Source organism: Stenotrophomonas sp. SMYL20, assembly GCF_036320045.1.
GTDB classification, from domain to species: Bacteria; Pseudomonadota; Gammaproteobacteria; order Xanthomonadales; family Xanthomonadaceae; genus Stenotrophomonas; species Stenotrophomonas maltophilia_A.
Window position 1 is genome coordinate 38,606 of the sequence record NZ_JAWIRT010000012.1, and the last position, 25,368, is coordinate 63,973.

The 25,368-nt window shown below is 67.6% G+C and carries 23 protein-coding genes; 15 read left to right on the plus strand and 8 right to left on the minus strand.

The window, feature by feature from the left end; translation table 11 throughout:
- The first annotated feature begins 62 nt into the window (after window positions 1–62).
- From V3B48_RS10815 to V3B48_RS10850, 8 genes are all read left to right on the plus strand, one after another.
- Window positions 63–428: a hypothetical protein gene (locus tag V3B48_RS10815; protein WP_032128158.1), complete on the plus strand. Its 366-nt coding sequence runs from the start codon at window positions 63–65 to the stop codon at window positions 426–428.
- A gap of 8 nt (window positions 429–436) precedes the next feature.
- Window positions 437–907 (plus strand): phage holin family protein, encoded by a 471-nt coding sequence (locus tag V3B48_RS10820; RefSeq protein ID WP_329893719.1) that lies wholly within the window; start codon window positions 437–439, stop codon window positions 905–907.
- Entirely contained in the window at window positions 904–1,365 is a 462-nt protein-coding gene (locus tag V3B48_RS10825; RefSeq protein ID WP_329893720.1) for a protein sip-5, read from the plus strand. Before V3B48_RS10820 ends, V3B48_RS10825 begins: the two co-directional genes overlap by 4 nt.
- A 67-nt stretch (window positions 1,366–1,432) precedes the next feature.
- Window positions 1,433–2,542, plus strand: a complete 1,110-nt coding sequence (locus V3B48_RS10830) for an AI-2E family transporter (RefSeq protein WP_032128161.1) — start codon at window positions 1,433–1,435, stop codon at window positions 2,540–2,542.
- Window positions 2,543–2,573: 31 nt separating this feature from the next.
- Window positions 2,574–3,293 carry an HAD-IA family hydrolase gene (locus tag V3B48_RS10835; RefSeq protein WP_032128162.1) on the plus strand — a complete coding sequence of 240 codons (720 nt, stop codon included), beginning with the start codon at window positions 2,574–2,576 and terminating at the stop codon, window positions 3,291–3,293.
- A 3-nt stretch (window positions 3,294–3,296) separates the two neighbouring features.
- Entirely contained in the window at window positions 3,297–4,664 is a 1,368-nt protein-coding gene (locus tag V3B48_RS10840) for a M17 family metallopeptidase (protein ID WP_032128163.1), read from the plus strand.
- A 135-nt stretch (window positions 4,665–4,799) separates the two neighbouring features.
- Window positions 4,800–5,903 (plus strand): catalase family peroxidase, encoded by a 1,104-nt coding sequence (locus V3B48_RS10845; protein ID WP_329893721.1) that lies wholly within the window; start codon window positions 4,800–4,802, stop codon window positions 5,901–5,903.
- Window positions 5,900–6,436, plus strand: coding sequence for a cytochrome b (locus V3B48_RS10850; protein WP_012509795.1), 537 nt, complete (start codon window positions 5,900–5,902; stop codon window positions 6,434–6,436). The genes V3B48_RS10845 and V3B48_RS10850 overlap by 4 nt, the downstream gene beginning before the upstream one ends.
- Before the next feature lie 554 nt (window positions 6,437–6,990).
- Here V3B48_RS10850 and V3B48_RS10855 read toward each other — a convergent pair.
- The 4 genes from V3B48_RS10855 to V3B48_RS10870 are packed head-to-tail and all read right to left on the minus strand — an operon-like array spanning window position 6,991 to window position 10,480.
- Window positions 6,991–7,593 carry a response regulator transcription factor gene (locus V3B48_RS10855; RefSeq protein WP_005407733.1) on the minus strand — a complete coding sequence of 201 codons (603 nt, stop codon included), beginning with the start codon at window positions 7,591–7,593 and terminating at the stop codon, window positions 6,991–6,993.
- Window positions 7,590–8,804, minus strand: coding sequence for a sensor histidine kinase (locus V3B48_RS10860; RefSeq protein ID WP_329893722.1), 1,215 nt, complete (start codon window positions 8,802–8,804; stop codon window positions 7,590–7,592). Before V3B48_RS10860 ends, V3B48_RS10855 begins: the two co-directional genes overlap by 4 nt.
- A 6-nt stretch (window positions 8,805–8,810) precedes the next feature.
- Entirely contained in the window at window positions 8,811–9,587 is a 777-nt protein-coding gene (locus V3B48_RS10865) for an ABC transporter permease (protein ID WP_329893723.1), read from the minus strand.
- Entirely contained in the window at window positions 9,584–10,480 is an 897-nt protein-coding gene (locus tag V3B48_RS10870) for an ABC transporter ATP-binding protein (RefSeq protein WP_285301443.1), read from the minus strand. Before V3B48_RS10870 ends, V3B48_RS10865 begins: the two co-directional genes overlap by 4 nt.
- A gap of 202 nt (window positions 10,481–10,682) precedes the next feature.
- Here V3B48_RS10870 and V3B48_RS10875 point away from each other — a divergent pair, with 202 nt between their 5' ends.
- The 5 genes from V3B48_RS10875 to V3B48_RS10895 all read left to right on the plus strand — a co-directional run bounded on the left by V3B48_RS10875 (window position 10,683) and on the right by V3B48_RS10895 (window position 18,490).
- Complete coding sequence (locus V3B48_RS10875) at window positions 10,683–11,936, plus strand: efflux RND transporter periplasmic adaptor subunit (protein ID WP_285301441.1); 1,254 nt, start codon at window positions 10,683–10,685, stop codon at window positions 11,934–11,936.
- A gap of 102 nt (window positions 11,937–12,038) precedes the next feature.
- Complete coding sequence (locus V3B48_RS10880) at window positions 12,039–12,728, plus strand: ABC transporter ATP-binding protein (protein WP_164080593.1); 690 nt, start codon at window positions 12,039–12,041, stop codon at window positions 12,726–12,728.
- Between the two features lie 14 nt (window positions 12,729–12,742).
- Complete coding sequence (locus V3B48_RS10885; protein WP_329893724.1) at window positions 12,743–13,900, plus strand: ABC transporter permease; 1,158 nt, start codon at window positions 12,743–12,745, stop codon at window positions 13,898–13,900.
- Between the two features lie 13 nt (window positions 13,901–13,913).
- The gene (locus tag V3B48_RS10890) at window positions 13,914–15,236 is read left to right on the plus strand and encodes an ABC transporter permease (RefSeq protein WP_032128171.1); all 1,323 of its coding nucleotides are present in this window, start codon (window positions 13,914–13,916) and stop codon (window positions 15,234–15,236) included.
- Between the two features lie 428 nt (window positions 15,237–15,664).
- The gene (locus tag V3B48_RS10895) at window positions 15,665–18,490 is read left to right on the plus strand and encodes a TonB-dependent receptor (protein WP_329893725.1); all 2,826 of its coding nucleotides are present in this window, start codon (window positions 15,665–15,667) and stop codon (window positions 18,488–18,490) included.
- Between the two features lie 118 nt (window positions 18,491–18,608).
- Here the strand turns inward: V3B48_RS10895 and rarD are convergent, their stop codons facing one another.
- Window positions 18,609–19,505, minus strand: a complete 897-nt coding sequence (rarD, locus tag V3B48_RS10900; protein ID WP_032128173.1) for an EamA family transporter RarD — start codon at window positions 19,503–19,505, stop codon at window positions 18,609–18,611.
- Entirely contained in the window at window positions 19,502–20,407 is a 906-nt protein-coding gene (yedA, locus tag V3B48_RS10905; RefSeq protein ID WP_032128174.1) for a drug/metabolite exporter YedA, read from the minus strand. Before yedA ends, rarD begins: the two co-directional genes overlap by 4 nt.
- Window positions 20,408–20,630: 223 nt before the next feature.
- Between yedA and V3B48_RS10910 the strand changes: the two genes are divergently transcribed.
- Together V3B48_RS10910 and V3B48_RS10915 are read left to right on the plus strand one after the other, a co-directional pair.
- Complete coding sequence (locus V3B48_RS10910) at window positions 20,631–21,965, plus strand: MFS transporter (protein WP_329893726.1); 1,335 nt, start codon at window positions 20,631–20,633, stop codon at window positions 21,963–21,965.
- Window positions 21,966–22,032: 67 nt separating this feature from the next.
- Complete coding sequence (locus V3B48_RS10915; RefSeq protein ID WP_279943180.1) at window positions 22,033–22,329, plus strand: hypothetical protein; 297 nt, start codon at window positions 22,033–22,035, stop codon at window positions 22,327–22,329.
- A gap of 165 nt (window positions 22,330–22,494) precedes the next feature.
- On the opposite strand, the gene V3B48_RS10920 is transcribed toward V3B48_RS10915, so the two are convergent.
- Together V3B48_RS10920 and V3B48_RS10925 are read right to left on the minus strand one after the other, a co-directional pair.
- The gene (locus tag V3B48_RS10920) at window positions 22,495–24,147 is read right to left on the minus strand and encodes a M28 family metallopeptidase (protein WP_329893761.1); all 1,653 of its coding nucleotides are present in this window, start codon (window positions 24,145–24,147) and stop codon (window positions 22,495–22,497) included.
- A 105-nt stretch (window positions 24,148–24,252) separates the two neighbouring features.
- Window positions 24,253–25,185: an MBL fold metallo-hydrolase gene (locus tag V3B48_RS10925; protein WP_329893727.1), complete on the minus strand. Its 933-nt coding sequence runs from the start codon at window positions 25,183–25,185 to the stop codon at window positions 24,253–24,255.
- Window positions 25,186–25,368 lie beyond the last annotated feature (183 nt).

Below are 25,368 nucleotides of genomic sequence, written 5' to 3' on the forward strand. Positions count from 1 at the left end.
TTGCTGTCAGTCCAGGTCGGCACCGCCGACTCCCGTTCCCCCATCGCAACAGGAGTGATTCGATGAGCCCCACCAATACCGAGAACCTGAAGGAACACCTGGGTGAAGCCGGTTCCCATCTGAAGCAGGCCGCGTCGGCCGCCGGCGGTGCGATCAAGGGTGCAACCGGCGCAGCCGGCGACGAACTGCGCATCGGCAAGGCCAACGTCAAGGCTGAACTGTCCGACAGCGCGCTGTCCGGCCTGGCCGCCGCCGAGTTTGGTGGTGCAGCCGCCAAGGAACAGGTCGACGCACTGATGGACAAGGGCAAGGACCTGATCGACAGCGCCGCTGAGCTGATCCGTGAACGTCCGCTGGCCTCGTTCGGTGTCGCCTTCGCTGCCGGCTGGATCATCGCCAAGCTGGCCCGCGGCAGCAGCGACAAGTAAGCCGCGGCGTGAGCGAAGACAACGCGCAAGCGCCTGATCCGGCGGCTACCCCGCCGCTGGATGAGAGCATCCGCCAGGTCGGCGCGGCCGGTCGTGCCGCTGCCGATTCTGCCAAGCACACGCTGCGCTCGCTGCGCCGGTTGGCCTCGGTCGACTTCGCGCTGGCGCGTAGTGCATTCGGTCGCGCGCTGGCCTGGGCCGGCGTGGCGATCGTGTTCGGTGCCTCGGCCTGGCTGCTGATGGCCGCCACCCTCATCGCCCTGCTGCAGAGCTGGGGCCTGAGCTGGCTGCAGGCGCTGCTGATCACCTCGCTGCTGAGCCTGGCCGTCACCGGTTATGCGATCTGGCGGGTGTCCTACTTCTTCCACCACACCGGCATGCACGCTACCCGGCGCCAGCTGTCACGCCTGGGCCTGTTCGACGAACCCAGCGAAGACGATCCCGATGCCGAGGTACAGCTGCCCGAGGGCAAGCCATGAAGTTCGGCGCGCTGCAACGGCGGGTGAAACGCTGCGAACAGGTGGTGACCGTGCGCCTGGGCGAAACCCAGGACCACTGGTCCACGCTCAGCGACGTCTGGCGAAAGGGCTGGTCGCCGCTGCGCATCGTGGTGGTCGGCCTGGCCGGTGGCTTCATCGCCGGCAAGCTGGAAGTGCCGGGCAAGGTCAACGGTGCCCGCTGGCTGCAGATGGTGGGTTCGGTCTCGAACCTGTTCGCCAGTGCACAGGCGGCGTTCGCCACGGCGATGGCGGCGCAGGCCGCAGCCACTGCCGACGACGCGGCTGAGGAAGCCGACGAAGCCAGCGAACAGGTACAGGCGGCGGCCTCCGCTGCCGAGCCACGGCCGGCACCAGCTCCACGCTCCGTGCCGGAGCCAGAGCCGGACCCGCGCGGACCGCATCCGGCCGAAGCGGCCACCGAGCTGTCCGAACGTTGATCCATGGAATCCGCCGCGCTGATCGCGGCCGGCGGATAATGCGCTCCCCTTCCCGGTTGGTGCGTCGATGAGCGAGTCCCTCCTGTCCCCGTCACCGGCCGGCCCCGAACAGCCCGACGCCCCGTTGCCGCCACCGTCGCGTCCGCGCGGACCGATGTCGCTGGTGGTGCTGGCGACCCTGGCGGTGGGCTACACGCTGTGGGCGGCACAGGACATCATCCTGCCAGTGCTGCTGGCGATGTTCTTCGCACTGGTCGGCAATCCGATCCTGCGCCTGCTGCAGAAGCTGTGGATTCCGCGTGCGCTGGGCGCTCTACTGATCCTCGGCGCGGGCCTGGGCGTGACCGGTTCGCTGGCGGTGCAGTTGATCGGCCCGGCAATGGAATGGGCACAGGAAGCACCGCAGCAGCTGCGCAAGATCGCCCGCCAGGTGCAGGACCTGACCAAGCCGGTGCAGCAGGCCAACCAGGCCGCGGAGAACTTTGCCCGCGTGGCCGGTGGCGACAGCAACCGCAAGGTGCAGGTGATCCGCGCCCAGCTCGATGACCCGTACCGCATGTTGACCCGTGCGCCGCGGCTGGCCGCCTCGGTGCTGGCGGTGGTGCTGCTGACCCTGTTCTTCATGATCTACGGGCAGAGCCTGCAACGCGCGGCGATCGCCTTGTTCCCGAACCGTCAGCAGCAGCGCTTCACCAGTGACATCCTGCGTTCGATCGAGCGCGAGGTGTCGCGCTATGTGCTGACCATCAGCGTGATCAACACCCTGGTCGGGCTGGTGTTCGCCGGCGTGCTGATGCTGCTCGGCATCGGCCTGCAGGAAGCGTTGCTGTGGGGCACGGTGGCCGCACTGCTGAATTTCGCTCCGTATGTGGGTCCGTTGATCGGCGTGGCGCTGATGCTGCTGATGGGCTTCGTGGAATTCCGCGACCCGCTGCAGGCCCTGCTGCCGGCCGCCGCCTACCTGGGCCTGCACACCCTGGAAGGGCAGATGGTGACCCCGATCGTGCTGGGCCGTCGCATGAAACTGTCGCCACTGGTGCTGATCCTTGCGCTGATGGTGTTCGGCTGGGCCTGGGGCATGATCGGGCTGCTGCTGGCGGTGCCGCTGCTGGTCTGCATCAAGCTGGTGCTGGCGCGGTTGGACGGGATGCAGGGCTGGGCGCGTCTGCTGGAATGAAAGCCCGCGCGGGCAGGGGTAGAATGGCGGGGTGAATTTCCCCGTCCAAGCCATCACCCTCGACCTTGACGACACGCTGTGGCCGTTCGCTCCGATCGGCGCCCGCATCGACCTGGTCCTGCACGAGTGGATGCGTGAGCACAGCCCCGCCACGGCCGAGATGTATCCGGTGGCGGCGATGCGCGAACTGCGCGAGCGCCTGTACCACGCCCATCCGCACCTCCATCACGACCTGAGCGCACTGCGCCGGCTGACCCTGCACGAAGCGCTGCACACCAGTGGTGCCAGCCTGGATCTGCTGGAGCCGGCGTATGACGTGTTCTTCGCCGCGCGCAACCAGGTCGAGTGCTACCCCGATGCGATCGACGCACTGGCGCGGATTGCCGCGAGGGTGCCGGTGGCGGCGCTGAGCAACGGCAATGCCGATCTGGAGCGGATCGGCCTGGCCCATCATTTCGCCTTCCAGCTGGGCGCGCGCGAACACGGCGCGGCCAAGCCGGAGGCGAGCATCTTCCACGCCGCCTGCGCCCGCCTGGGTGTTGCGCCGGCGCAGGTACTGCACGTCGGCGACCACGCCGAAATGGACGTGGCCGGGGCGATCGCCGCCGGCCTTCGCGGCTGCTGGATCAACCGCGAAGCAGCCACCTGGACCCATCCGCAGCTGCAGCCGGACCTGCAGTTCGACACCCTCACCGGCCTGGCCGACTGGTTGGATGCCAACCTCGACGCTGCCGCACCCCGGAGTACCTGACGCATGAGCGAGATCACTGGTTTCACTGCCGACACCGCCGCAGCACTGCCGCTGTACGTGCTGGACCGCGAGCAGTTCGCGTCCTGGAAGGACGGCCAGCCGGCCGCCACCCAGGCATGGCTGGCGTCGCAGGGCTTCACCGCCGGTGCCTTCACCACGGTATTGCTGCCCGGCGCCGATGGCCTGGCCGGTGCGGTGATCGGCGTGGGTGATCGCGCCGATGCCTACAGCTACTCGCATGCCCCGCACGCGCTGCCGGAAGGCAGCGTGTGGCAGCTGGCCAGCGAACTGCCGGCCGCCGAACAGGCGCTGCTGCAGCTGGGCTGGGGCCTGGGCAGCTACCGCTTCGATCGCTACCGCAAGCGCCACCGTGCACCGGCACGCCTGGTGGCTGAGCCGACCGGCGAAGTGGCCGACCTGATCGCCGCCAGCCTGCGCGTGCGCGACTGGGTCAACACCCCGACCGAAGACATGGGTCCGCAGCAGCTGGAAGACGCCGCGCGCGCGCTGGCCGATGCGCACGGTGCGCAGGTCGAGGCGATCACCGGCGATGAACTGCTGAAGCAGAACTTCCCGGCCATCCATGCCGTCGGCCGCGCCTCGCACCGCGCACCGCGCCTGGTCGTGCTGCGCTGGGGCAAGGACACCGATCCGGCACTGGTGCTGGTCGGCAAGGGCGTGTGCTTCGATACCGGCGGCCTGGACATCAAACCGGCCGACGGCATGCGCAACATGAAGAAGGACATGGGCGGTGCCGCGCATGCACTGGCCCTGGCAGGCCTGGTGATGGCGCGCGGCCTGCCGGTGCGCCTGACCCTGCTGGTGCCGGCGGTGGAAAACGCGATCGGCCCCGATGCCTTCCGCCCGGGCGAAGTGATCGCCACCCGCAAGGGCCTGAGCGTGGAGATCGACAACACCGACGCCGAAGGCCGCGTGATCCTGTGCGATGCGCTGACCTTCGCCAGCGAGCAGAAACCGGACCTGGTGCTGGACTTCGCCACCCTTACCGGCGCTGCGCGCATCGCGCTGGGCCCGGACCTGCCGGCGCTCTTCAGCAACGACGACAGCGTGGCCCAGCAGTGGCTGCAGGCCGGCGACGCGACCCGCGACCCGGTCTGGCGCATGCCGCTGTGGCGCCCCTACCTGCGTTACCTGAGCAGCGGCATCGCCGACCTGGCCAACGCCGGCTCGCGCATGGCCGGCTCGGTCACCGCCGCGCTGTACCTGGAACGCTTCCTGGAAGACGGCCAGCGCTGGGCGCATCTGGACGTGTATGCCTGGAACGACGGCGAACGCCCGGGCCGGCCGGCTGGCGGTGAAGCACTGGCGCTGCGTTCGGCGTGGGCGATGCTGAAGCAGCGCTACAGCTGATCGGGTGGGTGCCGACCTTGGTCGGCACGCCGTCCCCGGCAAACTTGACGAAAAATTGAATACCGGGCCTGGAAGGGTTCTGCGAGGATGTGTGGGTCGACCACCCACACGCTCCGTGAAGGCAGGACTCCGACCATGTCGCTCTTCCGCTATACCCGCGCCGGCCAGACACCGGGCGCGCCGCGCAGGCATTCCCCACTGCTCTGGATCGCACTGATCGCACTCATTCTGGGTGCGGTGGCGCTGGCCTTCGCCTGGTTGGCCGGCTGGATTGGCGGCCGCCTGACCGCGCAGCGCTTCACCGACACCATCGAGGCCACCGGCCCGGCCCATCCGGGCTTCCGCCGTGCGCACAGCAAGGGCGTGTGTGTAAGCGGTTGGTTCGAACCCAGTGCGCAGGCCCCCACCCTGTCCAGCGCCCGCGTGTTCTCGCAGCGCCGCGTGCCGGTGATGGGTCGCCTGTCGATCGGCGGCGGCGACCCCTACGGCGCCGACAACACCGCACGCGTACGCAGCCTCGCGGTACAGATGGTCAGCGATGATGGCCAGGAATGGCGCATGGCGATGAACAGCTTCCCGTTCTTCGCCGTGCCCAACGCCGAGGCGTTCTACGCGCAGACGCGCGCCTCCATCCCGGACCCGACCACCGGCAAGCCAGACCCGCAGAAAATGGCCGCGGTGCTGGCGAAATACCCCAGTGCACAAGCGTTCCAGCAGTGGGCCAAGACCGCGCCGTGGACCAGCAGCTGGGCTGACACCACCTTCAACAGCGTCAACAGCTTCTGGTTCACCAACGCGCAGGGCCAGAAGCGCGCGGTGCGCTGGCGCTGGCAGCCGCAGGCGCCGGTGGTCGAGATGGATGCGGAAACGCGCAAGAACGCCAGCGTCGACTTCCTCAGCCAGGAACTGCAGCAGCGCCTGGCCAGCGGCCCGGTGCGCTGGAACCTGGTCGTGACCACCGCCGAGCCCGGCGATGCCATCGATGATCCGTCGGTGCCGTGGCCCGAGTCGCGTGATCAGGTGGTGGCCGGCGTACTCAGCCTGGACCGCATGCAGTCGCAGGAACAGGGCGCGTGCGGCCAGATCAACTTCGATCCGCTGATCCTGCCCAGTGGCGTGCGTGGCAGTGACGATCCGATCCTGGCGGCCCGCTCCGCCGTGTACTCGCAGTCCTTCAACCGCCGCGAACGCGAGCGCGCCACCGGCAACGTCGAGCAACCGAAGGAGGCCGCACGATGAGCACCGGCAACGGCCACTTCAACCTGCTCGCGCGCGTGCTGCACTGGTCCATGGCACTGATGATCATCGCCATGCTGTTCATCGGCGTGACCATGGTCGCCTCGCTGCACCTGCGGCCGATGCTGATCGACCTGCACCGCCCGCTGGGCATCGCCATCGGCGTACTGGTGCTGCTACGCCTGTACAACCGGCTGCGCCATCGCCCGCCACCGCTGCCGGCGGATCTGCCGGTATGGCAGGTGATGGCGGCCAAAGCCTCGCACTGGATGCTGTATGCACTGATGCTGGCAATGCCACTGATCGGCTGGGCGATGCTGTCGGCCGGCGGTTATCCGATCGTGCTGTGGGGCGGCCTGCACCTGCCGCCGATCGTGCCGCACACCCCGGCGCTGTATGCCGCGTTGCGTAACGCGCACAGCCTGCTGGCCTACGTGTTGTTCGCCACGGTGCTGATGCATGTGGGTGCGGCGCTGTTCCACCTGTGGGTGCGGCGCGATGGCGTGTTCCAGGCGATGGCGCGCGGGAAGGATTGATCGGGTTCGCCGGGAGTTCCCGGCGGATCGTTTCCGCGACCGCGGGGGGTGTCACTTTTCTTTTCGCGCGAAAAGAAAAGTAACCAAAAGAAACGCGCCGCCAGAGCGCGAGCCGGTGCTGCGCACCGGTGCCCCGTGCTTCTCGGTGAATCAGGGGACGGCGCCGAACTCGCTGCGCTCAAGCAGCGGCGCCTCTTCGCCCCTGATTCCCCTGCGATGCTCGGCTCGCTCAAGGCGGACCCAAGGTCAAATGCCACAGCTGCACCCAGTAGATCCACGCCATGCGTGGATGCCGTTGCCGTTGCCGTTGCCGTTGACCTTGACCTTGACCTTCCAGTCCGCCTTCAAGCGAGCCGAGCACCGCAGGTCCGGCGAGGGCGAAGAGGTGCGGGTGTCTGAGCGCAGCGAGTTCCCGCGCCGTCCCTCGACGGACCGAGGAGCGCAGGGCACCGGCGTGCGCAGCACGCCGGCTCGCGGCCGGCGGAGCGTTTCTTTGGTTACTTTCTTTGCGCGCAAAGAAAGTGACACCTCTCCGCAGGCGCGGAAATGATCCGCTACAACCACCCCTTCTGCCGCGCCAGCCGGTACGCCTCGATCCGATTGGCCACGCCCAGCTTGCCGATGCACTCGGACAGGTAGTTGCGCACCGTACCGTGCGACAACCCCAGCTGCTCGGCGATCTCGCTGGCGGTGCGGCCCTCGCCCGCCAGCCGCAGCACGCGGCGTTCGCGGTCGGTCAGCGGGTCGGCCTGCGACCACGCATCCAGTGCCAGCTGCGGGTCGATCGCGCGGATGCCCTGCTTCACCTTGCGCAGGGCATCGGCCAGGTTCTCGGCCGGTGCGTCCTTCAGCAGGTAGCCCAGCACGCCAGCTTCCAGCGCGCGGCGCAGGAAACCGGCACGGGCGAAGGTGGTCACGATCACCACCTTGATCGGCAGTTCGTGGCGGGCGATGCGTTGCGCCAGCTCCAGCCCGCTCAGGCCCGGCATCTCGATGTCGGTGACCAGGATGTCCGGCTGCAGCTGCTGCAGCATCCGCCAGGCGGCCTCGCCATCGGCAGCACTGCCCAGCACTTCGATGTCCGGCTCCAGGCCCAGCAGCGCCGACAGTGCGCCGCGCACCATGGCCTGGTCTTCGGCCAGCAGGATGCGGATCATGCGACACCGTCCTGCGCCAACGACGTGGGCGACAGCGGCGTGGTCGCGACCATCAACGGCACGCGTACCGTCAGCACGGTGCCCGCCCCGCGCGGCGACTGCAGCGTCAACTGGCCACCCAGTGCTGCGGCCCGCTCACGCATGCCACTCAACCCATTGCCCTCGGCCTGCACGCCGCCACGGCCGTCATCGCGTATCTGCATCGCCAACTGTCGTTCCTCAAGCATGAAATCCACCTGCACCCGGGTCGCCTGCGCATGGCGCACGATGTTGGTCGCCGCCTCGCGCAGCACCAACGCCAGCCCGCGCTCCACCTCCACCGGCATCGCAGGTGGCGTCGTGTACTGCAGATGCACCTGCTGGCATTCCAGCAGCAGGCGCGCCGATGCCAGCTCGCCAGCAAGGTCGCTGGCGCGGATGCCGGTCACTGCACTGCGCACCTGTGCCAGCGCTTCGCGTGCAATGTCCTCGGCCTCGCCGATCTCCTGCCGTGCACGCGCGTCATCGCGATCGTAGAGCTTGCGTGCCAGCTCCAGCTTCAGCGTGATCAGCGACAGCGTGTGCCCCAGCAGGTCGTGCAGGTCGCGGCCGATACGCTCGCGCTCGGCGGTGGTGGCCAGTCGCCGCACCTCGTCCTGGGACAGCTGCAGGGCAACGTCGCGCTGCTGGCTCAGGGCCTCCACGTTCACCACCAGCCCGACGATGAACGACACCGCCGGCATCCACACCATGGCCTGCCACGGATAGCCGAAGTACAGCGCGGTGCCGCAGAACAGCAGGTTCAGCGCGGTCAGCTGCAGCAGGTACGCCCACCAGCTGCTGCGCCCGCTCATGCGGATCATCACGCAGCCGAACACGAAGTAGCTCAGTCCCGAGGGGTACCAGGGCAGCAGTACCAGCGCCAGCACGATCATGCCCAGCGCATAGCGCCACCCATGGTGCCTTGGCGACAGCATCACCCTGGCATAGAGCAGCAGGAACAACGGATAGCTGAGCAGGGTCAGCAGCAGCCAGCGCAGCGTGAAGCCATTGCCCAGCACCGGGGTGAGGAAGATCCATACCGACCACAGCAGGTGGATCGCTCCGCTCCAGGGCGACTTGCCACGTCGCAGCAGCTCGGCCACCGCCGAATCCGGTGCGGGGCGCAGCAGGGACGCAAGCCAGCTCGACGACACGGGAGAATCCAGGCGAGGACGATCGCTGCCGATCATGCCAGTTCAGCCGATCCGGCGCAGGCGACGGCGTGCCAGCAGCAGCGCGACCACCGTGACCGCCAGCAGCACCAGCAGATGGCCGGCCACGCTGCCCACCGACGGCAGCCCGACCACCGGCAGCGCCAGCTGCGCCAGATGCCAGGTCGGCCACAGTGGGGCCATCGTCGAGAACAGCGTGGGCAGCGCCGACAGCGGCAGCCACAGGCCCGACAGCAGGGCCAGCGGCAGGTAGACCAGATTGACCATCGCCGGTGCCGCGCTGGCACTGACATGGCTGCCGATCAGCAGGCCAATCGCCCCCAGCGGCAGCGCCGCCAGGCCCGCCACCGCCAGCAGCTGCACCATCTGAAACGCCTGCAGCTGCACGCCACCGAGCACGCGCGCGACGCCGATCAGCAGCAACGCCACCAGCAGCGCGAACATCACCGCCATCGCCAGCCGTGCCAGCAGCGGTGCCGCCGCCGGCATCGGCAGCGCGCGCTTGAGAGTCAGCAGGCCGCCTTCACGATCCAGCGCCAACTGCACGCCGAAGCCGAACAGGGCCGGGGCCATCGCGCCGAACACGCAGTAGGTGGCCAACAGGTACAACGGCGCATGACCGCGCCCCAGCAGCACGCCGAACAGCAGATAGAACAGCACCGGGAACAGCAACGAGGGCACCGCGAACGCCGGCGTGCGCCAGGCGCGGCGCAGTTCGGCCATCAGCTCGGCGCGGTACGGACGTAGTGCCTGTCGCCATGCAGGCAGCGGCAATCCGGTGGTACGGACAAGGGTGTTCATGCGGCCTCCCGGGTCATGTCGAGGAAGGCGTCGGCCAGCGCCGCGCCCTGTACTTCCAGTTCGCGCAGCTGCGCATCGGCGGCCAGCAGGCGCGCCACCACAGGCTCGGCCGGGCTCGCCAGCAGCTGCAGGTGCTCGCCGTCGCGCTGCACCTCCTGCACGCCCGGCCACTGCTGCACGTCCGCAATGGGCAACCCGCTGCGGCAGCGGATGCGGCGCGGCCGATCGGCCAGGCGCAGCTCGCTCAGCGGCGCGTCGGCCAGGACCCGGCCCTGCTCCAGCACCACCACCTGCTGCGCCAGCGCTTCGGCTTCCTCCAGGTAATGGGTGGTCAGCAGCACACCACAGCCTTCGGCCAACAGCTGCCGGATCGCCTGCCACATCGCCTGCCGCGCCTGGATGTCCAGGCCGGTGGTGGGCTCGTCCAGGAACAGCACGCGCGGGCGGCCACACAGCGCGATGGCGAATTGCACGGCGCGCTGCTGGCCACCTGACAGCTGGCCGTAGCGGCGGCGCGCGAGCGCCTGCAGGCCAGCACGCTGCAGCACCTCCTGCAACGGCATCGGGTCGGGATAGCAGGCGCTGGCCTGCGCCACCAGTTCGTCCACCTGCAGCATCGGCGGCAGGCTGGTGCTCTGCAGCATCACGCCCAGGCCGATACGGCTGGCGCGCTGCTGCGGGTCACCGCCAAGCAGCTCGACCTGTCCGGCGTCGGCGCGGCGCAGACCCAACAGCACGCTGATCGCGGTACTCTTGCCGGCACCGTTGCGGCCCAGCAGCGCCAGCACCTGGCCAGCGCGGACCTGCAGGTCGATGCCATGCAGGGCGGTATGGTCGCGGTAACGCACCTGCACCTGCTGCAGGCGGGCCAGCGACGGGGCGATCGGATCCATGGGCGGTACCGGTAGCGGGGACGTTGCCATCCTGTGCCGCCGTGGTCACATTTCGCAGTTGCCGCCGTCAGTGTCATCGGGTGACAGCTGTCACTGCCGTCATCGCTGTGCCTGCCTTCATGCTGTGCCGCACGCTCCACCGCCGGAACCGCCGCCGTCCGCTCTTCCGGCCACACCCGCCCGAACGTCTGTGATGGAACGAATGAACGCTTCTGCCGAGCTGTTGAAGGAACTCCGTATCGACCGCAAGTCCCCGCCGCCCGCCTCCGGAGGGAGTGGCAGTGGTGGTGGCCGCCGCTGGCTGTGGATCGCGATCATCGTGGTCGTGTTGCTGCTGGCCGCTGTCGCTTTCGCCCTATTCGGGCGTACGCCAGCGGTGGACGTGGAAACCGCGCCAGCGGTGGCCATCCAGCAGGGCAGCGCCAGCAGTTCGGTGCTCGACGCCAGCGGCTATGTAGTTGCGCGACGCATGGCCACGGTCTCGGCCAAAATCACCGGCAAGGTGCGCGAGGTGATGATCGAGGAAGGCATGCGCGTGGAGCAGGGCCAGATCATGGCCACGCTGGACCCGATCGATGCCGACGCGCAGCGCAGCCTGTATGCCTCGCAGCTGCAGGCCGCACGCAGCCAGGTGGCCGGGCTGGAAGCACAGCGGAAGCAGGCCGCCGCTGAAGCCAGCCGCCTGCAGGCACTGGTCGGCCAGCAGCTGGTGTCGCGCTCGCAGTACGACCAGGCCGTGGCCCAGCGCGACAGCCTGCGTGCACAGCTGGACACCGCGCAACGCAACGTCAAGGTCGCCAACGACCAGCTGGCCATCGCCGACCTGGGCGTGGACAACAACATCGTGCGCGCGCCGTTTTCCGGCGTGGTCACCGCCAAGGCTGCGCAGCCCGGCGAAATCGTTTCGCCGCTGTCGGCCGGCGGCGGCTTTACCCGCACCGGCATCGGCACCATCGTCGACATGGACTCGCTGGAGATCGAAGTCGAGGTCGGCGAAGCCTTCATCGGCCGCGTGCAGCCGAAGATGCCGGTGGAAGCCACGCTCAATGCCTACCCGGAATGGAAGATTCCCGGCGAGGTGATCGCCATCATCCCCACCGCCGACCGCGGCAAGGCCACGGTGAAAGTGCGCGTGGCGCTGAAGGTGAAAGACCCGCGCATCGTGCCGGAGATGGGCGTGCGCGTCAGCTTCCTGGAGCAGGCGCAGCCGCAGGCGGCCGCCAAGCCGCAGGGCGTGCGCGTGCCGGCGGGCGCCGTGGTGCAGCGCGAGAGCGCCTCGGTGGCCTTCGTGCTGGGTGATGAGAACCGCGTACAGCAGCGCACGGTCGAGGCCGGCCAGGCGATGGGCAAAGACCGCCAGATCCTCAAGGGCGTGAGCGCGGGTGAATCGGTGGTGGTCAGCCCGCCGGACACCCTGCGCGACGGCGCCAAGGTGCAACAGAAACAAGCGCAGTAACGGCCTGGCGCCCATGGGCGCCGCCGGCAACACCGCTCGACGCACGCCTGCGGCCACCGCAGGTGCGCTTCCCCGTTTCCCGCCTTCCGTGGAGAACCACCCATGTCGACCCTGGTTTCATTGCGCAACATCACCAAGACCTACCAGCGTGGCCCCGAGAAAGTGCAGGTGCTGCACGGCATCGACCTGGACATCGCCAGCGGCGACTTCGTTGCGCTGATGGGCCCGTCCGGCTCGGGCAAGACCACCCTGCTCAACCTGATCGGTGGTCTGGACAACCCCAGCGGCGGCGAGATCAGCATCGAAGGCGAGCGCATCGACCAGATGAGTGGCGGCCAGCTGTCGACCTGGCGCAGCCACCACGTCGGCTTCGTGTTCCAGTTCTACAACCTGATGCCGATGCTGACCGCGCAGAAGAACGTGGAACTGCCACTGCTGCTGACCCATCTCAATGCGACGCAGCGCAAGCGCAACGCCGAGATCGCGCTGACCCTGGTCGGCCTGGCCGACCGCCGCAGCCACCGCCCGAATGAACTGTCCGGCGGCCAGCAGCAGCGCGTGGCGATCGCGCGCGCAATCGTCTCCGACCCGACTTTCCTGATCTGCGACGAACCGACCGGCGACCTCGACCGCCAGTCTGCCGAGGAGATCCTCGGCCTGCTGCAGCAGCTCAACCGCGAGCACGGGAAGACCATCATCATGGTCACCCATGACCCGAAGGCCGCCGAGTACGCCACGCACACGGTACACCTGGACAAGGGTGAGCTGGCCGACGCGCCGCTGGCCCACTGACGGAGGCCACGGCGATGAAATATTTCTCGTTGGTGTGGGCGCAGCTGTTCCGCAGCCGCACCCGTACATTGCTGACCCTGCTTTCGGTGGTGGCCGCGTTCCTGCTGTTCGGCATGCTCGATTCGGTACGCGTGGCGTTCAATTCCGGCGGCAGCGTGGAGGGCGCCAATCGGCTGGTGGTGGCCTCACGACTGTCGATCACCCAATCGCTGCCGATCCGCCTGGAAGCACAGGTGCGGCAGGTGGCCGGCGTGCGCGACGTGGCCTACGGCATGTGGTTCGGCGGCATCTACCAGGACCCGAAGAACTTCTTCCCGAACTTCTCGGTGTCACCCAACTACTTCGACGTCTACCGTGAACTGCAGATCGATCCGGCGCAGCTGGAGGACTGGAAGCAGACCCGCACCGGTGCCATCGTCGGCGAGACCCTGGCCAAGCAGTTCGGCTGGAAGATCGGCGACACCATCCCGCTGCAGGCAACCATCTTCCCGCGTGGCGGCAGCAACGACTGGCCGCTGGAGCTGAAGGGCATCTACCGCTCCAAGGACCGTGCGCTGGCCGCCAACGAAGAACGCCAGCTGATGATGAACTGGAAGTACTTCGATGAATCCAACGACTACATCAAGAACCAGGTGAGCTGGTACACGGTGACGCTGGACAACCCGGACCAGTCCTCGCGGGTGGCGCAGGCGATCGACGCGATCTCGGCCAACTCCGACCACGAGACCAAGACCCAGACCGAATCGGCGTTCCAGCAGGCCTTCGTCAAGCAGTTCGCGGACATCGGCATGATCGTTACGTCGATCATGGGCGCGGTGTTCTTCACCCTGCTGCTGTTGACCGGCAACACCATGGCGCAGGCCGTGCGCGAGCGCGTGCCGGAGCTGGCCACGTTGAAGACGCTGGGCTTCAAGGACAGCACCGTGCTGACCCTGGTGATGGTGGAGTCGGTGCTGCTGATCGGCCTCGGCGGCCTGATCGGCATGGGCCTGGCTGCGCTGATCCTGCCGGTGATCGGGCCAAAGAGCATGGGCATGCTGCCGCCGCACGTGCCGACGCCGACCTGGCTGATGGGGCTGGGCCTGATCGTGGTGATCGGCATCATCGTCGGCCTGTTGCCGGCGCTGCGTGCCAAGCGCCTGAAGATCGTCGACGCACTGGCCGGCCGCTGAGGAGAACGCAGACATGTTCAAGAGCAAACTCAAGAAGTGGCTGGGCAACGGCGTGACGGTGCTGCTGCTGGTGATCGGCCTGGTGCTGTGGATCAGCCTGCCGTGGATCGGCGTGCTGGCCGTGGCCGTGCTGGTGGCACTGTGGCTGCTGCTGACCCGCGGTGGGCGACTGGCACTGGCCGCCACCCGCATCGGCGTGGCCAGCCTGCCGCAGCGCTGGGGCGCGTCCTCGGTGATCGTGGTCGGCATCGCTGGCGTGGTCGGCGTGCTGGTGGCGATGCTGGCGATGGGCGAAGGCTTCCAGGCCACGCTCAACAACACCGGCGATGACACCACTGCCATCGTGCTGCGCGGCGGCTCGCAGGCCGAAACCAACTCGGTCATCACCCGCGAACAGGTGCCGACGCTGTCCACTCTGCCCGGCATCACTCGCGATGCCGAAGGCCGGCCGCTGCTGTCGCCGGAGCTGTCGCAGGTGGTCAACCTGGTATCGAAGTCCGATGGCACCGACGTCAACGCGCAGTTCCGCGGCGTCGGCCCGCAGGCGTGGGCGGTGCATGACAAGGTCAAGATCGTCGAAGGCCGCACGTTCGCCACCGGCCTGCGCGAGATCGTGGTCGGCCAGGGCGCCAAGGGCCAGTTCCGCGATCTGGATGTGGGCAAGACGCTGACGCTGGGCAACCAGACCTGGACCGTGGTGGGTGTGTTCGCCACCGGCGATGCGCATGATTCGGAACTGTGGACCGACGCCGATACGCTGGCCACCACCTACCAGCGCAGTGCGTGGCAGTCGATCAGCGTGCGCACCGATGGCAAGGCCGGCTTCGAGCAGTTCAAGGCCGCCGTCGCCGCCGACCCGCGCCTGAAACTGGACGTGGAAACCACCCGCGTCTACTACAGCAAGCAGGGCGGCGGGCTGACCAAGCTGATCGACATCCTCGGCAAGGTGATCGGCACCATCATGGCGGTCGGTGCGGTGTTCGGCGCGCTCAACACCATGTACGCGGCGGTCGCCACGCGTGCGCGCGAGATCGCCACCATGCGCGCGATCGGCTTTCGCGGCCTGCCGGTGGTGACGGCGGTGATGCTGGAGACGATGCTGCTGGCACTGCTCGGCGGCCTGCTGGGGTGTGCGGTGGCATGGCTGCTGTTCAATGGCTACAGCGTGTCCACCATCGGCAGCAACTTCAGCGCAGTGGTGTTCAAGTTCCATGTGTCGCCGGAACTGCTGTGGACCGGCCTGAAATGGGCGCTGGGCATCGGCCTTGTCGGCGGCCTGTTCCCGGCGCTGCGCGCGGCGCGTTTGCCGATCACCACGGCGTTGCGCGAAACCTGAGCATCACGCAGCGATACAACGCGCATTGCGCAGGGGACGGAGCGAAGGCTCCGTCCCTTTTTTCTTGCGCGTCATCCGCGAATGGCGTGGATCTACCGAGGGCGATGCATCCAGGCCGGGTGATGAACCAGTACGTCCAGTAGATCCACGCCATGCGTGGATGGATGCCTGCACACACGCACTGCTACAGATTGCGGGAAATCCGCCGCTATCGATGCCTCTGCCCATCGCCAACGCAGCGCGCGTGACGCTGCGCACAGCGCATCTGTGGATTGTTGGTTGCGATTCATTTTCGCGCACATCCGTGGCGCAGAGACAAACAGTTACGAATGGAAACATTCTAGAATCGCGCCCCCCACGTTGGTTTGCAGCACCCCACGCGCCCATAGAACGGGCGCATGTTTTTCCTGAAACACGAGATTTCACGGATGTCCCTGAAAACCACTCCGCTGCGCAACGCGATCGTCATCGCGCTGGCCGCCAGCTGCACCACCCCCGCCTTCGCACAGAGCACCGGCGACGCCACCACCACTCTCGACCGCATCGAAATCACAGGCTCGCGCATCCGCCAGGCCAGTGTCGAGACCGCACAGCCGGTGATCGCGCTCAACCGCGCCGAGATCGAGAAGAAGGGCTACGTCAACGTCGCCGACATCCTGCAGGACATTCCCGCCGCAGGTTCGCCGAGCATGGGCCGCGCGTCTTCGCTGACCTCCTCGCGCGACTTCGGCGGCATGTACGTCAGCCTGCGCAACCTCGGCCCGGAACGCAGCCTGGTGCTGATCGACGGCCGCCGCATGGGCGTCAGCGCCGGCGGCTACTCCGACCTGGCCTCGATTCCGTCGGCCATCGTCGAGCGCGTGGAAGTGCTGACCGATGGCGCGTCCGCGCTGTACGGCTCGGACGCCATCGCCGGCGTGGTCAACATCATTACCCGCAAGAACTTCGACGGTGGCCAAGCCAGCGTCTATGTCGGCCAGTACGGCCAGGGTGACGGCCAGAAGCGCTCCTACAGCGCCACCTTCGGCAAGACCTTCGACCGCGGCTGGTTCACCGTGGGTGCTGAGCGCACCAAGGAAGACGAAGTGCTGGGCAAGGATCGCGAGTTCAGCCGCTATCCCAACGGCCCGCGCCACCCGACCGACAACCTGAACGGCAACACCCCGTGGGGCTACGTCACCGTCGGTGGCAAGAACCTGACCGTGGGCCCGGGTGGCGATCCGAGCCAGAAGGGCAACTTCCACGCGCCGGATCCGGCCGATGGTGCCAACAGCAAGACCAACATGAGCCTGCTGACCGGCCTGGAGCGCACCTCGGTGTTCGCCAACGGCGGCTTCTCGATCACCGACGACCTGCGCATCGTCGCCGACGCGCTGTACAGCAAGCGCGAATCGACCAAGCAGCTGGCCGGCTACCCGTACTCGGTCAGCGCCGCCCAGGCGCGCAACGGCAGCCGTGCCGCCCTGTCCAAGGACAGCACGTTCAACCTGTGGGACCAGGATGTGCTGTTCGCGCACCGCTCCGAGGAGCTGCCGCGCGGCACCGAGAACAATCTGGAGACCAAGCGCGCCAGCATCGGCCTGGAAGGCAGCTTCGAAACCGGTTCGCGGTACTGGGACTGGAACGTCAGCTACATGTACAACCGCAATGAAGGCGAGCGCATCGGTACCGGCAGCATGTACCAGCCGCACGTCAACCAGGCCGTCGGCCCGTCCTTCATGGATGGCAACGTGGCCCGCTGCGGCTCACCGGGTGCGGTGATCGCCGGCTGCGTGCCGTGGAACCCGGCTGCGCCGATGGGTTATACCGGCCCTGGCTCGCTGAGCAACCAGGACGTACAGGACTACCTGTTCGCCCGCTTTGTCGACAAGATGAAGAGCACCACCAAGGTCGCCAGCGCCAACATCTCCGGTTCGCTGTTCACCCTGCCGGCCGGCGACATCATGGGCGCGATGGGCTTCGAGCACCGCAGCGAAGAAGCCAGCTACACCCCGGACATGCGGGTGCAGAAGGGTGAGATTACCGGCACCAGCGGCCAGCCGACCCGTGGCGACTACTCGCTCAACGAGGTCTACCTGGAGCTGCAGGTGCCACTGCTGGCCGATCTGCCGTTCGCGCGCGAACTGTCGCTGGACGTGGCCGGTCGCTACTCGGATTACAACAACTTCGGCTCGACCACCAACAGCAAGTTCGGCCTGAAGTGGAAGCCGATCGACAGCCTGCTGGTCCGCGCAACCTATGGCACCGGCTTCCGTGCGCCCACCGTGGATGACCTGTACGGCGGTACCGTCAGCACCCGCGATTCGTTCACCGATCCGTGCGATACCTCGTTCGGTACCGCGGCCACCAGCCCGACCGTTGCTGCCCGTTGCCAGGCGCTGAAGGTGCCGGCCAACTTCCGCCAGCTCAACAGCGATGGCACCGTTGCCACCAAGCCGGGCCAGCAGTCGACCGTCGACTTCAACTCGGGTTCCAACGCGGCGCTGAAGCCGGAAACCGCCAAGACCTGGACCGTGGGCCTGGTGTACAGCCCGGACTTCGTGGCCGGCCTGGATGTCAGCCTGGACTGGTGGAAGATCCGCATCAACAACGCCATCGTCTCCGAGACCACCAACAGCATTCTCGAGCAGTGCTATGTGCAGGGTTCGGACGCCGCCTGTGGTCGCTTCACCCGTGGCAGCAACGGCCAAGTCAACAGCCTGGACCGCTCGCTGGTCAATGCCGGTTTCCGCGAAACCGCCGGCTATGACATCAACGTGCGTTACCGCCTGCCGGAAACCACGTTCGGCCAGTTCGCCGTCAACTGGAACACCACCTACACCGACTACCTGAAGCAGCGCAACGACAACGCCGCGACCACGCCGGTGGAGCAGCGCACCAGCTGGGGCGGCGACTTCCGCGTCCGCTCGACCTTCAACCTGGATTGGCAGTACGGCGACCTCGGCATCGGCTGGACCGCGCGCTACTACTCCAGCATGAAGGAGAAGTGCTCGTACATGGACGAGTGCAACCTGCCGGGCTTCAGTTCGTCGTACACCAGTGCATCGCCGACCAACAAGGTGGGCTCCAACACCTTCCACGACCTGCAGGTGCGCTACAGCCTGCCGTGGGACGGCACCGTGTCGCTGGGCGTGAACAACGTCTTCGACCACCAGGGTCCGATCATGTACAGCCAGCCGAACAGCAGCTTCACCTACTACGGTGGCTTCGACATCGGCCGCTTCATGTACATGAAGTACCAGCAGCGCTTCTAAGCCTGCAACCGCGTTCCCGTCACAGCCAACTCTCTCCTGGCTGTGGATGGAAGCAGAGCGGCGCCCCTCGGGGCGCCGCTCTTTTTTGTGCACACGTGTCAGCCGAGCAGGCGCGGCGCTAGCGCTTGGCGCGCATCGTGCGGATGTTGTCGCCGACAAACAGCACCAGGCCGGCCCAGATCGCGGCAAAGCCGATCGCCTTTGCGGTGTCGAACGCTTCGTGGAAGAAGAACACACCCAGCAGCAGCTGCAGGCTCGGCGCGATGTACTGCAGGATGCCGACCAGCGACAGCGGAATGCGCTTGACGCCGTAGGCGAAGCCGATCAGCGGCACGGCGGTGACTGCGCCGCCGAAGATCAGCAGCAGGTCGTTGCGCCAGCCCCAGCCATGGAAGAACGCGCCGCCATGGCCGTTCTCGGCCCAGATCGCGAAGGCCAGCGCCGGCAGGAACAGGTACATGCTTTCCACGCCCAGGCCGGCCACCGGGTCGACCGAAACCAGCTTGCGCAACAGGCCATACAGGCCGAACGAACAGGCCAGGCCCAGCGCGATCCACGGCGGTGTGCCGGCGTCGATGGTCAGCCAGGCCACGCCCACCGCCGCCATCGCCACCGCCACCCACTGCAGGCGGCGCAGGCGTTCCTTCAGCACCAGCACGCCCAGCAGCACGTTCACCAGCGGGTTGATGAAGTAGCCCAGGCTGGTCTCGATGACATGGCCGGCGTTGACCGCCCAGATGTACAGGCCCCAGTTGAAGGCGATGGTCAGGCTCGACACCAGCAGGATCGGCAGCGCGCGCGGCTGTGCGGCGATCTTCTGCCACCAGCCCAGGCGCGAGCTGATCAGCAGCCAGCCCAGCACCAGCACGGTGCTCCAGATGATGCGGTGGGCGATGATCTGGAACGAGGGCACCTCGTTGAGCAGGTGCCAGTACACCGGCACCAGGCCCCAGATCACGAAGGTGGACGCAGTGACCAGCAGGCCCCGGCGTTGTTCTTTCTCATCCATGCTCATTTCTTTCTCGTCCTTGCCATCGTCAGCACCACCACACCCAGAAGAATCACCACCATCGCCAGCAGGTCGCGCCAGCCGAAGCGTTCACCGTTGAGCAGTGCGCCCAGCAGCACCGCGATCACCGGATTGACGTACGCGTAGCTGCCCGCCAGCGCGGGGCGCACGTTCTGCAGCAGCCACACGTAGGCGGTGAACGCGACGATGGAGCCGAACACGCACAGGTAGGCCATCGCCAGCAGGCCACCGGTATCGGGCAGCGTGGTCGGGCGCTCGCCCACCGCCAGGCCGATCAGCACCAGCAGCACACCGCCGCAGAGCATCTGCCCGGCAGCGGTCATGAACGGGCCCGGCAGATCCAGCCCGCGTGCCCACACCGAACCGAAGGCCCAGCCGATCGGCGCGATCAGCAGCAGCACCAGCCCGGTCGGCGAGGCCGTCAGGCTGCTGCCGGCGTTGAGCCAGACCACGCCCAGGAAACCGATGGCGATGCCCAGCCACTCGCCACGGCTGGCGTGCTGGCCACGCAGCGCCGAGAACAGCGCCATCCACAGCGGCACCGAGGCCACCGCCGTGGCGGCCAGGCCCGAGGACACCTCACGCTCGGCCAGCACCACCATGCCGTTGCCCAGCACCAGCATGGTCACGCCCATGATGACCAGGTTGCGCCACTGCCGCAGGGTCGGGTTCGGCATCTTCCAGAACAGGCGCAAGGCCAGGAACATCAGGCCACCGGCAATGATGAACCGGCTGCCGGAGACCATCGTCAGCGGCAGTGCGCCGCCGTGCAGGGCCTTGGCGATGCCCAGGTAGGTCGAGCCCCAGACCACGTAGACCAGCAGCAGTGCCAGCGCGACAAGGCCACCCCGGGGGGCAGCCGCAGACGAAGAGGGGGGAGCCGACATGACACACCAGGGAGCCGGGGGAAGGCGGATTCTAGGACGTTTTGAGTATGGTCCGGGACCCCATACGGTGGCACGCTGTCATCCATCCATGCACCCTGCTCTGGTCTGCTACCCCGTGTTGACGGTCGATGCAGTACCAAGAGGGCTGCCCGGCCGCGCCGCCCCAAGGCCGGGCGCCGTTTTCCCTGCGCACGGACGCGCCGCATCGAGGATTCCCACCCAGATGAGCACCACGTCCCAACCTGCTGTCCCCGCGAACGACCGCGCCGCCCGGCGGCGGTCGATCTCCAACACCCTCAAAGGCTCCGCCGGCAACCTGGTGGAGTGGTACGACGTCTACGTGTACTCGGTGTTCGCCGTGTACTTCGAATCGCAGTTCTTCTCGCCCGACGACAAGAACTCCACGATGTACGTGTGGGCGATCTTCGCGGCGACCTTCCTGATGCGCCCGATCGGTGCCTGGTTCTTCGGCCGCTTCGCCGACCGCCATGGCCGCCGCCTGGCGCTGACCGTCTCGGTCACGCTGATGGCGCTGTGTTCGTTCCTGATCGCCATCACCCCCACCGCCGCCAGCATCGGCATCTGGGCCGCGGTCATCCTGCTGTTCGCGCGGCTGCTGCAGGGCTTCGCCACCGGTGGCGAGTACGGTGCCAGCGCCACCTACATGTCCGAGGCCGCCATTCCCGGCCGCCGCGGCTTCCTGTCCTCCTTCCACTACGTCACCCTGGTCGGCGGCCATGTGCTGGCCCAGCTGACCCTGCTGCTGATGCTGACCTTCTGGGGCAAGCCGGAAATCTCCGAGTGGGGCTGGCGCATCGCCTTCGGCATCGGCGGCATCGCCGCAGTGGTGGTGTTCTGGCTGCGCCGTGGCATGGACGAGTCGCTGTCGGAGTCGTCCATCGAGGCCGCACGCGAGGGCAAGGCACAGAAGTCCGGCTCGATGTACGAACTGTTCGTGCACCAGTGGCGGCCGCTGCTGCTGTGCTTCCTGATCACCGCTGGCGGCACCGTGGCCTTCTACACCTACTCGGTGAACGGCCCGAAGATGATCCAGAGCGCCTTCGCCGGCAACGACCCGATGACCGGCACCCTGATCAACCTGGGCGTGCTGGCGTTCCTGATGGTGCTGCAGCCGGTCGGTGGCTGGCTGTCGGACATCATCGGCCGCAAGACCCTGCTGGTGTTCTTCGGCGTCGGCGGCGTGCTGTACAGCTGGTACCTGATCACCCAGCTGCCGCACCAGCATGACGCCACCCTGGCCTTCCTGACCCTGGCCATGGCGTTCGTCATCCTCACCGGTTACACCTCCATCAACGCGGTGGTGAAGGCCGAGCTGTTCCCCACCCATGTGCGCGCACTGGGCGTGGGCCTGGGTTACGCGCTGGCCAACTCGCTGTTCGGCGGCACCGCCCCGCTGCTGTACCAGGGCGCGCTGAAGACCGGCCACGTCGACTGGTTCGCCATCTACGTGACCGCGACGATCGCGGTATCGTTGGTGGTCTATGTGTTCTTCCTCACCAACAAGGGCCCGAACTGGCTCGACGGCACCCGCAAGTAAGCGCGTTGCCCTGATCGCGGCCACCGGTGCACTGCCGGTGGCCGCTGCGTCTCCCGCCACGCCGTTGATGTGGATCGCGGCGACGCTGGCCACAGCCACGGCATTGGCCTGGCTGCTGCGCCGCCCGAGCGCACAGGCCGCGTGGCCGCGCATCGGATTCGGGATTGCCCTTCTGGTGTTCTGCGCCGCGCTGGCGCTGCAGCTGGCGGTGGACCTGGGCAGCGGCCACAGCTCGCTGCAACTGCGCCTGCATCGCGGCATCAATGCAGGGTCGCCGGTTGGACTGCGCACGATGGTGGCGTGCTATCTGGCAGCGCTCGCCGCCAGTGGCTGGGGCGCGTGGAAGCTGCTGCGCCGGCGCTGACGAATACCCGGGCGTGCCGGCCGCTGGCCGGCAACGCCACCTCTTTCGGTAGTGCCAGCCGCTGGTCGGCAACTCCACATTCTTTCGGTAGTGCCGGCCGCTGGCCGGCAACCTCATGAACCTCCGGAAAGAGCAGGGAGTTGCCGGCCAGCGGCCGGCAGTACCTCAACGGCGGGCCGCGTCGCTCTTGTCGCGCGCGCCGCGGAACTCCGATTCCTTTTCCCACGTCGGCCAACGGCGGCTGTTGGCCAGCTCGGCGCCCAGGTCGTAGACCAGCAGGGTGTCGGCGGCGTGGCCGCTCGGGTCCCAGCTCGGGGTCCACGCATCGCAGGCCTGGTGGTAGCAGTCGGCGAAGTACTTCTCGCGCAGCGCGCGGCCGGCTTCAATCCCACCGTCCAGCTTGTCCAGGCCCGGGCCGATGGTGATCGCCGGCACGCCCAAGCGGGCGAAGGCGAAGTGGTCGGCACGGTAGAAGAAGCCGGCTTCCAGGTTTGGGTCCGGGCTGTAGCTGCGGCCGCGGGCCTTGGCCACGCGCTCCAGGTCACCCTCCAGCGAGACCCGGCCCTTGCCCCATGAGGCGATGTCACGGGTCGGGCCATCCGGGCTGAACATCTCGATGTTCAGCACCGCGGCGGTCTTGTCCAACGGCGCCAGCGGGTGCGCGGCGTAGTAGCTGGCACCCAGCAGGCCCTTCTCTTCGGCGGTCAGGGCCACGAAGTACAGCGTGCGCTGCGGCTGCGGGCCGGCGGCGAACACGCGGCCCAGTTCCAGCACGGTGGCCACACCGGTGGCGTTGTCGATCGCACCGCGGCGGATGCGGTCACCCTTGGCGTCCGGCTGGCCGATACCAAAGGCATCCCAGTGCGCCGAGAAGATCACCGCCTCGTCGGCATGCTCGCCACCGGGCAGCTTGGCCACCACGTTGCGGGTCACCACCTGCTCGCGCTTCAGCGCGAAATCAACGCTCAGCTTCGCGTTATCCAGCGCCACCGGACGGAAGTCGGCGCGCATCGCCTTGCGCTTCTCGGCATCGAAGTCGAGGCCGGCGTCGGCGAAGATCGCCTCGGCCAGTTCGCGCTGCATCCAGCCACGCAGCGGCGTGTGCTGCGCCATCGCCTCGGCCTGGCCGCGCTCGATGTCGAACAGCGGCGAAGTGCCCGAGCTCTTCACCGTGGCCCAGCCATAGGCGGCCGGTGCGGTCTCGTGCACGATCAACACGCCCTCGGCGCCACGGCGCGCGGCTTCCTCGAACTTGTAGGTCCAGCGGCCGTAGTAGGTCACCGCCTTGCCGTCGAACGCGCCCGGCGCATCGGCTTCGAAATCGGCGTCATTGATCAGCACGACGGCGATCTTGCCGTGCAGGTCCACATCCTTGTAGTCGTTCCACTGGCGTTCCGGCGCGTCGATGCCGTAGCCGACGAACACCAGCGGCGCATCCTTGATCTGCACGCGCTTGCGCGGCTGCAGGCTCTGCAGGGTCACGTCCACGCCGTTGGCCAGCGCGCGCTTGCCCTGCTTCAGCGACAGGCTGGCCTTGGCCGCGCCCTCCAGCTGTGCGCGCACCAGCGGCACCGGCTGTACCCAGCTGCCATCCACGCCACCCGGCTGCAGGCCGTAGCTGCGGAACTGCTCGATCAGGTACTGCACCGTGCGCTCTTCGCCCTCGGTGGCGGGCGCGCGGCCCTCGAATTCATCCGACGCCAGCACATGCACGTGGCGCGATAGTGCCTGCGGATCGATACCACCACCCGGCAGGTCGTTGGCCGCATGGGCCAGGCCACCGACGAACAGGCAGGACGACAGCAGCAACACGCGCATCGGATTCACGGCAGTACCACGGCTAGCTTGGAAGTCACCAGAGTGTAACGTGGTCGTGACATCACGGCGCAGCCTGGGTCCACGTCATCCACGCATGACGTGGATCTACCTGCTGATGCGGTCCAGCCAGCAGGCCAGGCCCTGCGCGTTGAGTTCGATGTCCATCGCCAGAACAGCGGTCACCGCGGCATCGTCCAGCGCACAGCCATGCAGTTGTGCACGTTCCAGATACAGCGCCTGCAGTGCGGCCAGCAGGCAGCGGTGGCGGTCCGGTCGGCCATCGCACTGGCGGCCGATGGCGGCCATCGCATCGATCTGCTCGAACAGGTCGTCGGCCAGTCTCTCCACCTGTTCCACACGACCGTAGTGGGTCAGGTACATCGCCTGCGGGCGGTAGCCCAGCATGCGCCGGATCGAGGCCTTCATCGCCTCCGGATCGAACTGCACCGGCGATGAGGTGGGGAAGATGAAAGCGCCCTGCGCACTGTCCAGCTCGCGGTAGGAGATACCGAACGTATCGCCGGTGAACCAGCTGCGGCTGCGCGCATCCCACACGCAGTAGTGGTGCAGCGCGTGGCCCGGGGTATGTAGCAGCACCAGCTCGCGGCCGGCCAGGTCGATGCGGTGGCCGTCTTCGGCCACCACCACACGGTGCTCCGGAATCGCCTCGATATGGCCATAGCTGCGCGCGATCTCTTCGGCGCCATACACCGCCGTGGCACCCGCAATCAGGCGGGTCGGATCGATCATGTGCGGCGCACCGCGCGGGTGCAGCACCGCCTTCGCATTCGGCAACTGCTGCATCAGCAGGCCTGCACCGCCTGCATGATCCAGATGCACGTGGGTGAGCAGCAGCCAGTCCACCGCCTCCACGCCCAGGCCGGCCTCCGCCAGCGCCTGCAGCATCGCCGGCACCGACAGACCGGTGCCGCAGTCGACGAACGCAGCGCGGCCGTTTTCAACGATCAGATAGGCAGCGTCGAAATCCGGGCGCTGGAAACCGGTATCGATGGTGTGGATGCTGGGGTCGGCGGTCATCGGCACGCACCTGGCAGGATCGGGAACAGACCCCCATGGTAGGCGCGCAGGCGGCCCGGGTTCGATGCGGCTTTGGTCGGGTAGTGCCGGCCGCTGGCCGGCAACCTCGGGATAGCCAGGAGAATGCATGTGCCGGCCAGCGGCCCGCCCTCCCCGGCCGGCGGGGCGCCAGGCGACACGCCG

What these genes read in the sequence shown, in the direction of transcription:
- V3B48_RS10815 (WP_032128158.1), top strand. Translation starts at nt 63, where the DNA reads ATGAGCCCCACCAATACCGAGAACCTGAAGGAACACCTGGGTGAAGCC.
- V3B48_RS10825 (WP_329893720.1), top strand. Translation starts at nt 904, where the DNA reads ATGAAGTTCGGCGCGCTGCAACGGCGGGTGAAACGCTGCGAACAGGTG.
- V3B48_RS10830 (WP_032128161.1), top strand. Translation starts at nt 1,433, where the DNA reads ATGAGCGAGTCCCTCCTGTCCCCGTCACCGGCCGGCCCCGAACAGCCC.
- V3B48_RS10840 (WP_032128163.1), top strand. Translation starts at nt 3,297, where the DNA reads ATGAGCGAGATCACTGGTTTCACTGCCGACACCGCCGCAGCACTGCCG.
- V3B48_RS10845 (WP_329893721.1), top strand. Translation starts at nt 4,800, where the DNA reads ATGTCGCTCTTCCGCTATACCCGCGCCGGCCAGACACCGGGCGCGCCG.
- V3B48_RS10850 (WP_012509795.1), top strand. Translation starts at nt 5,900, where the DNA reads ATGAGCACCGGCAACGGCCACTTCAACCTGCTCGCGCGCGTGCTGCAC.
- V3B48_RS10855 (WP_005407733.1), bottom strand. Translation starts at nt 7,593, where the DNA reads ATGATCCGCATCCTGCTGGCCGAAGACCAGGCCATGGTGCGCGGCGCA.
- V3B48_RS10860 (WP_329893722.1), bottom strand. Translation starts at nt 8,804, where the DNA reads ATGATCGGCAGCGATCGTCCTCGCCTGGATTCTCCCGTGTCGTCGAGC.
- V3B48_RS10865 (WP_329893723.1), bottom strand. Translation starts at nt 9,587, where the DNA reads ATGAACACCCTTGTCCGTACCACCGGATTGCCGCTGCCTGCATGGCGA.
- V3B48_RS10870 (WP_285301443.1), bottom strand. Translation starts at nt 10,480, where the DNA reads ATGGATCCGATCGCCCCGTCGCTGGCCCGCCTGCAGCAGGTGCAGGTG.
- V3B48_RS10875 (WP_285301441.1), top strand. Translation starts at nt 10,683, where the DNA reads ATGAACGCTTCTGCCGAGCTGTTGAAGGAACTCCGTATCGACCGCAAG.
- V3B48_RS10880 (WP_164080593.1), top strand. Translation starts at nt 12,039, where the DNA reads ATGTCGACCCTGGTTTCATTGCGCAACATCACCAAGACCTACCAGCGT.
- V3B48_RS10885 (WP_329893724.1), top strand. Translation starts at nt 12,743, where the DNA reads ATGAAATATTTCTCGTTGGTGTGGGCGCAGCTGTTCCGCAGCCGCACC.
- V3B48_RS10890 (WP_032128171.1), top strand. Translation starts at nt 13,914, where the DNA reads ATGTTCAAGAGCAAACTCAAGAAGTGGCTGGGCAACGGCGTGACGGTG.
- V3B48_RS10895 (WP_329893725.1), top strand. Translation starts at nt 15,665, where the DNA reads ATGTCCCTGAAAACCACTCCGCTGCGCAACGCGATCGTCATCGCGCTG.
- rarD (WP_032128173.1), bottom strand. Translation starts at nt 19,505, where the DNA reads ATGAGCATGGATGAGAAAGAACAACGCCGGGGCCTGCTGGTCACTGCG.
- yedA (WP_032128174.1), bottom strand. Translation starts at nt 20,407, where the DNA reads ATGTCGGCTCCCCCCTCTTCGTCTGCGGCTGCCCCCCGGGGTGGCCTT.
- V3B48_RS10910 (WP_329893726.1), top strand. Translation starts at nt 20,631, where the DNA reads ATGAGCACCACGTCCCAACCTGCTGTCCCCGCGAACGACCGCGCCGCC.
- V3B48_RS10915 (WP_279943180.1), top strand. Translation starts at nt 22,033, where the DNA reads ATGTGGATCGCGGCGACGCTGGCCACAGCCACGGCATTGGCCTGGCTG.
- V3B48_RS10920 (WP_329893761.1), bottom strand. Translation starts at nt 24,147, where the DNA reads ATGCGCGTGTTGCTGCTGTCGTCCTGCCTGTTCGTCGGTGGCCTGGCC.
- V3B48_RS10925 (WP_329893727.1), bottom strand. Translation starts at nt 25,185, where the DNA reads ATGACCGCCGACCCCAGCATCCACACCATCGATACCGGTTTCCAGCGC.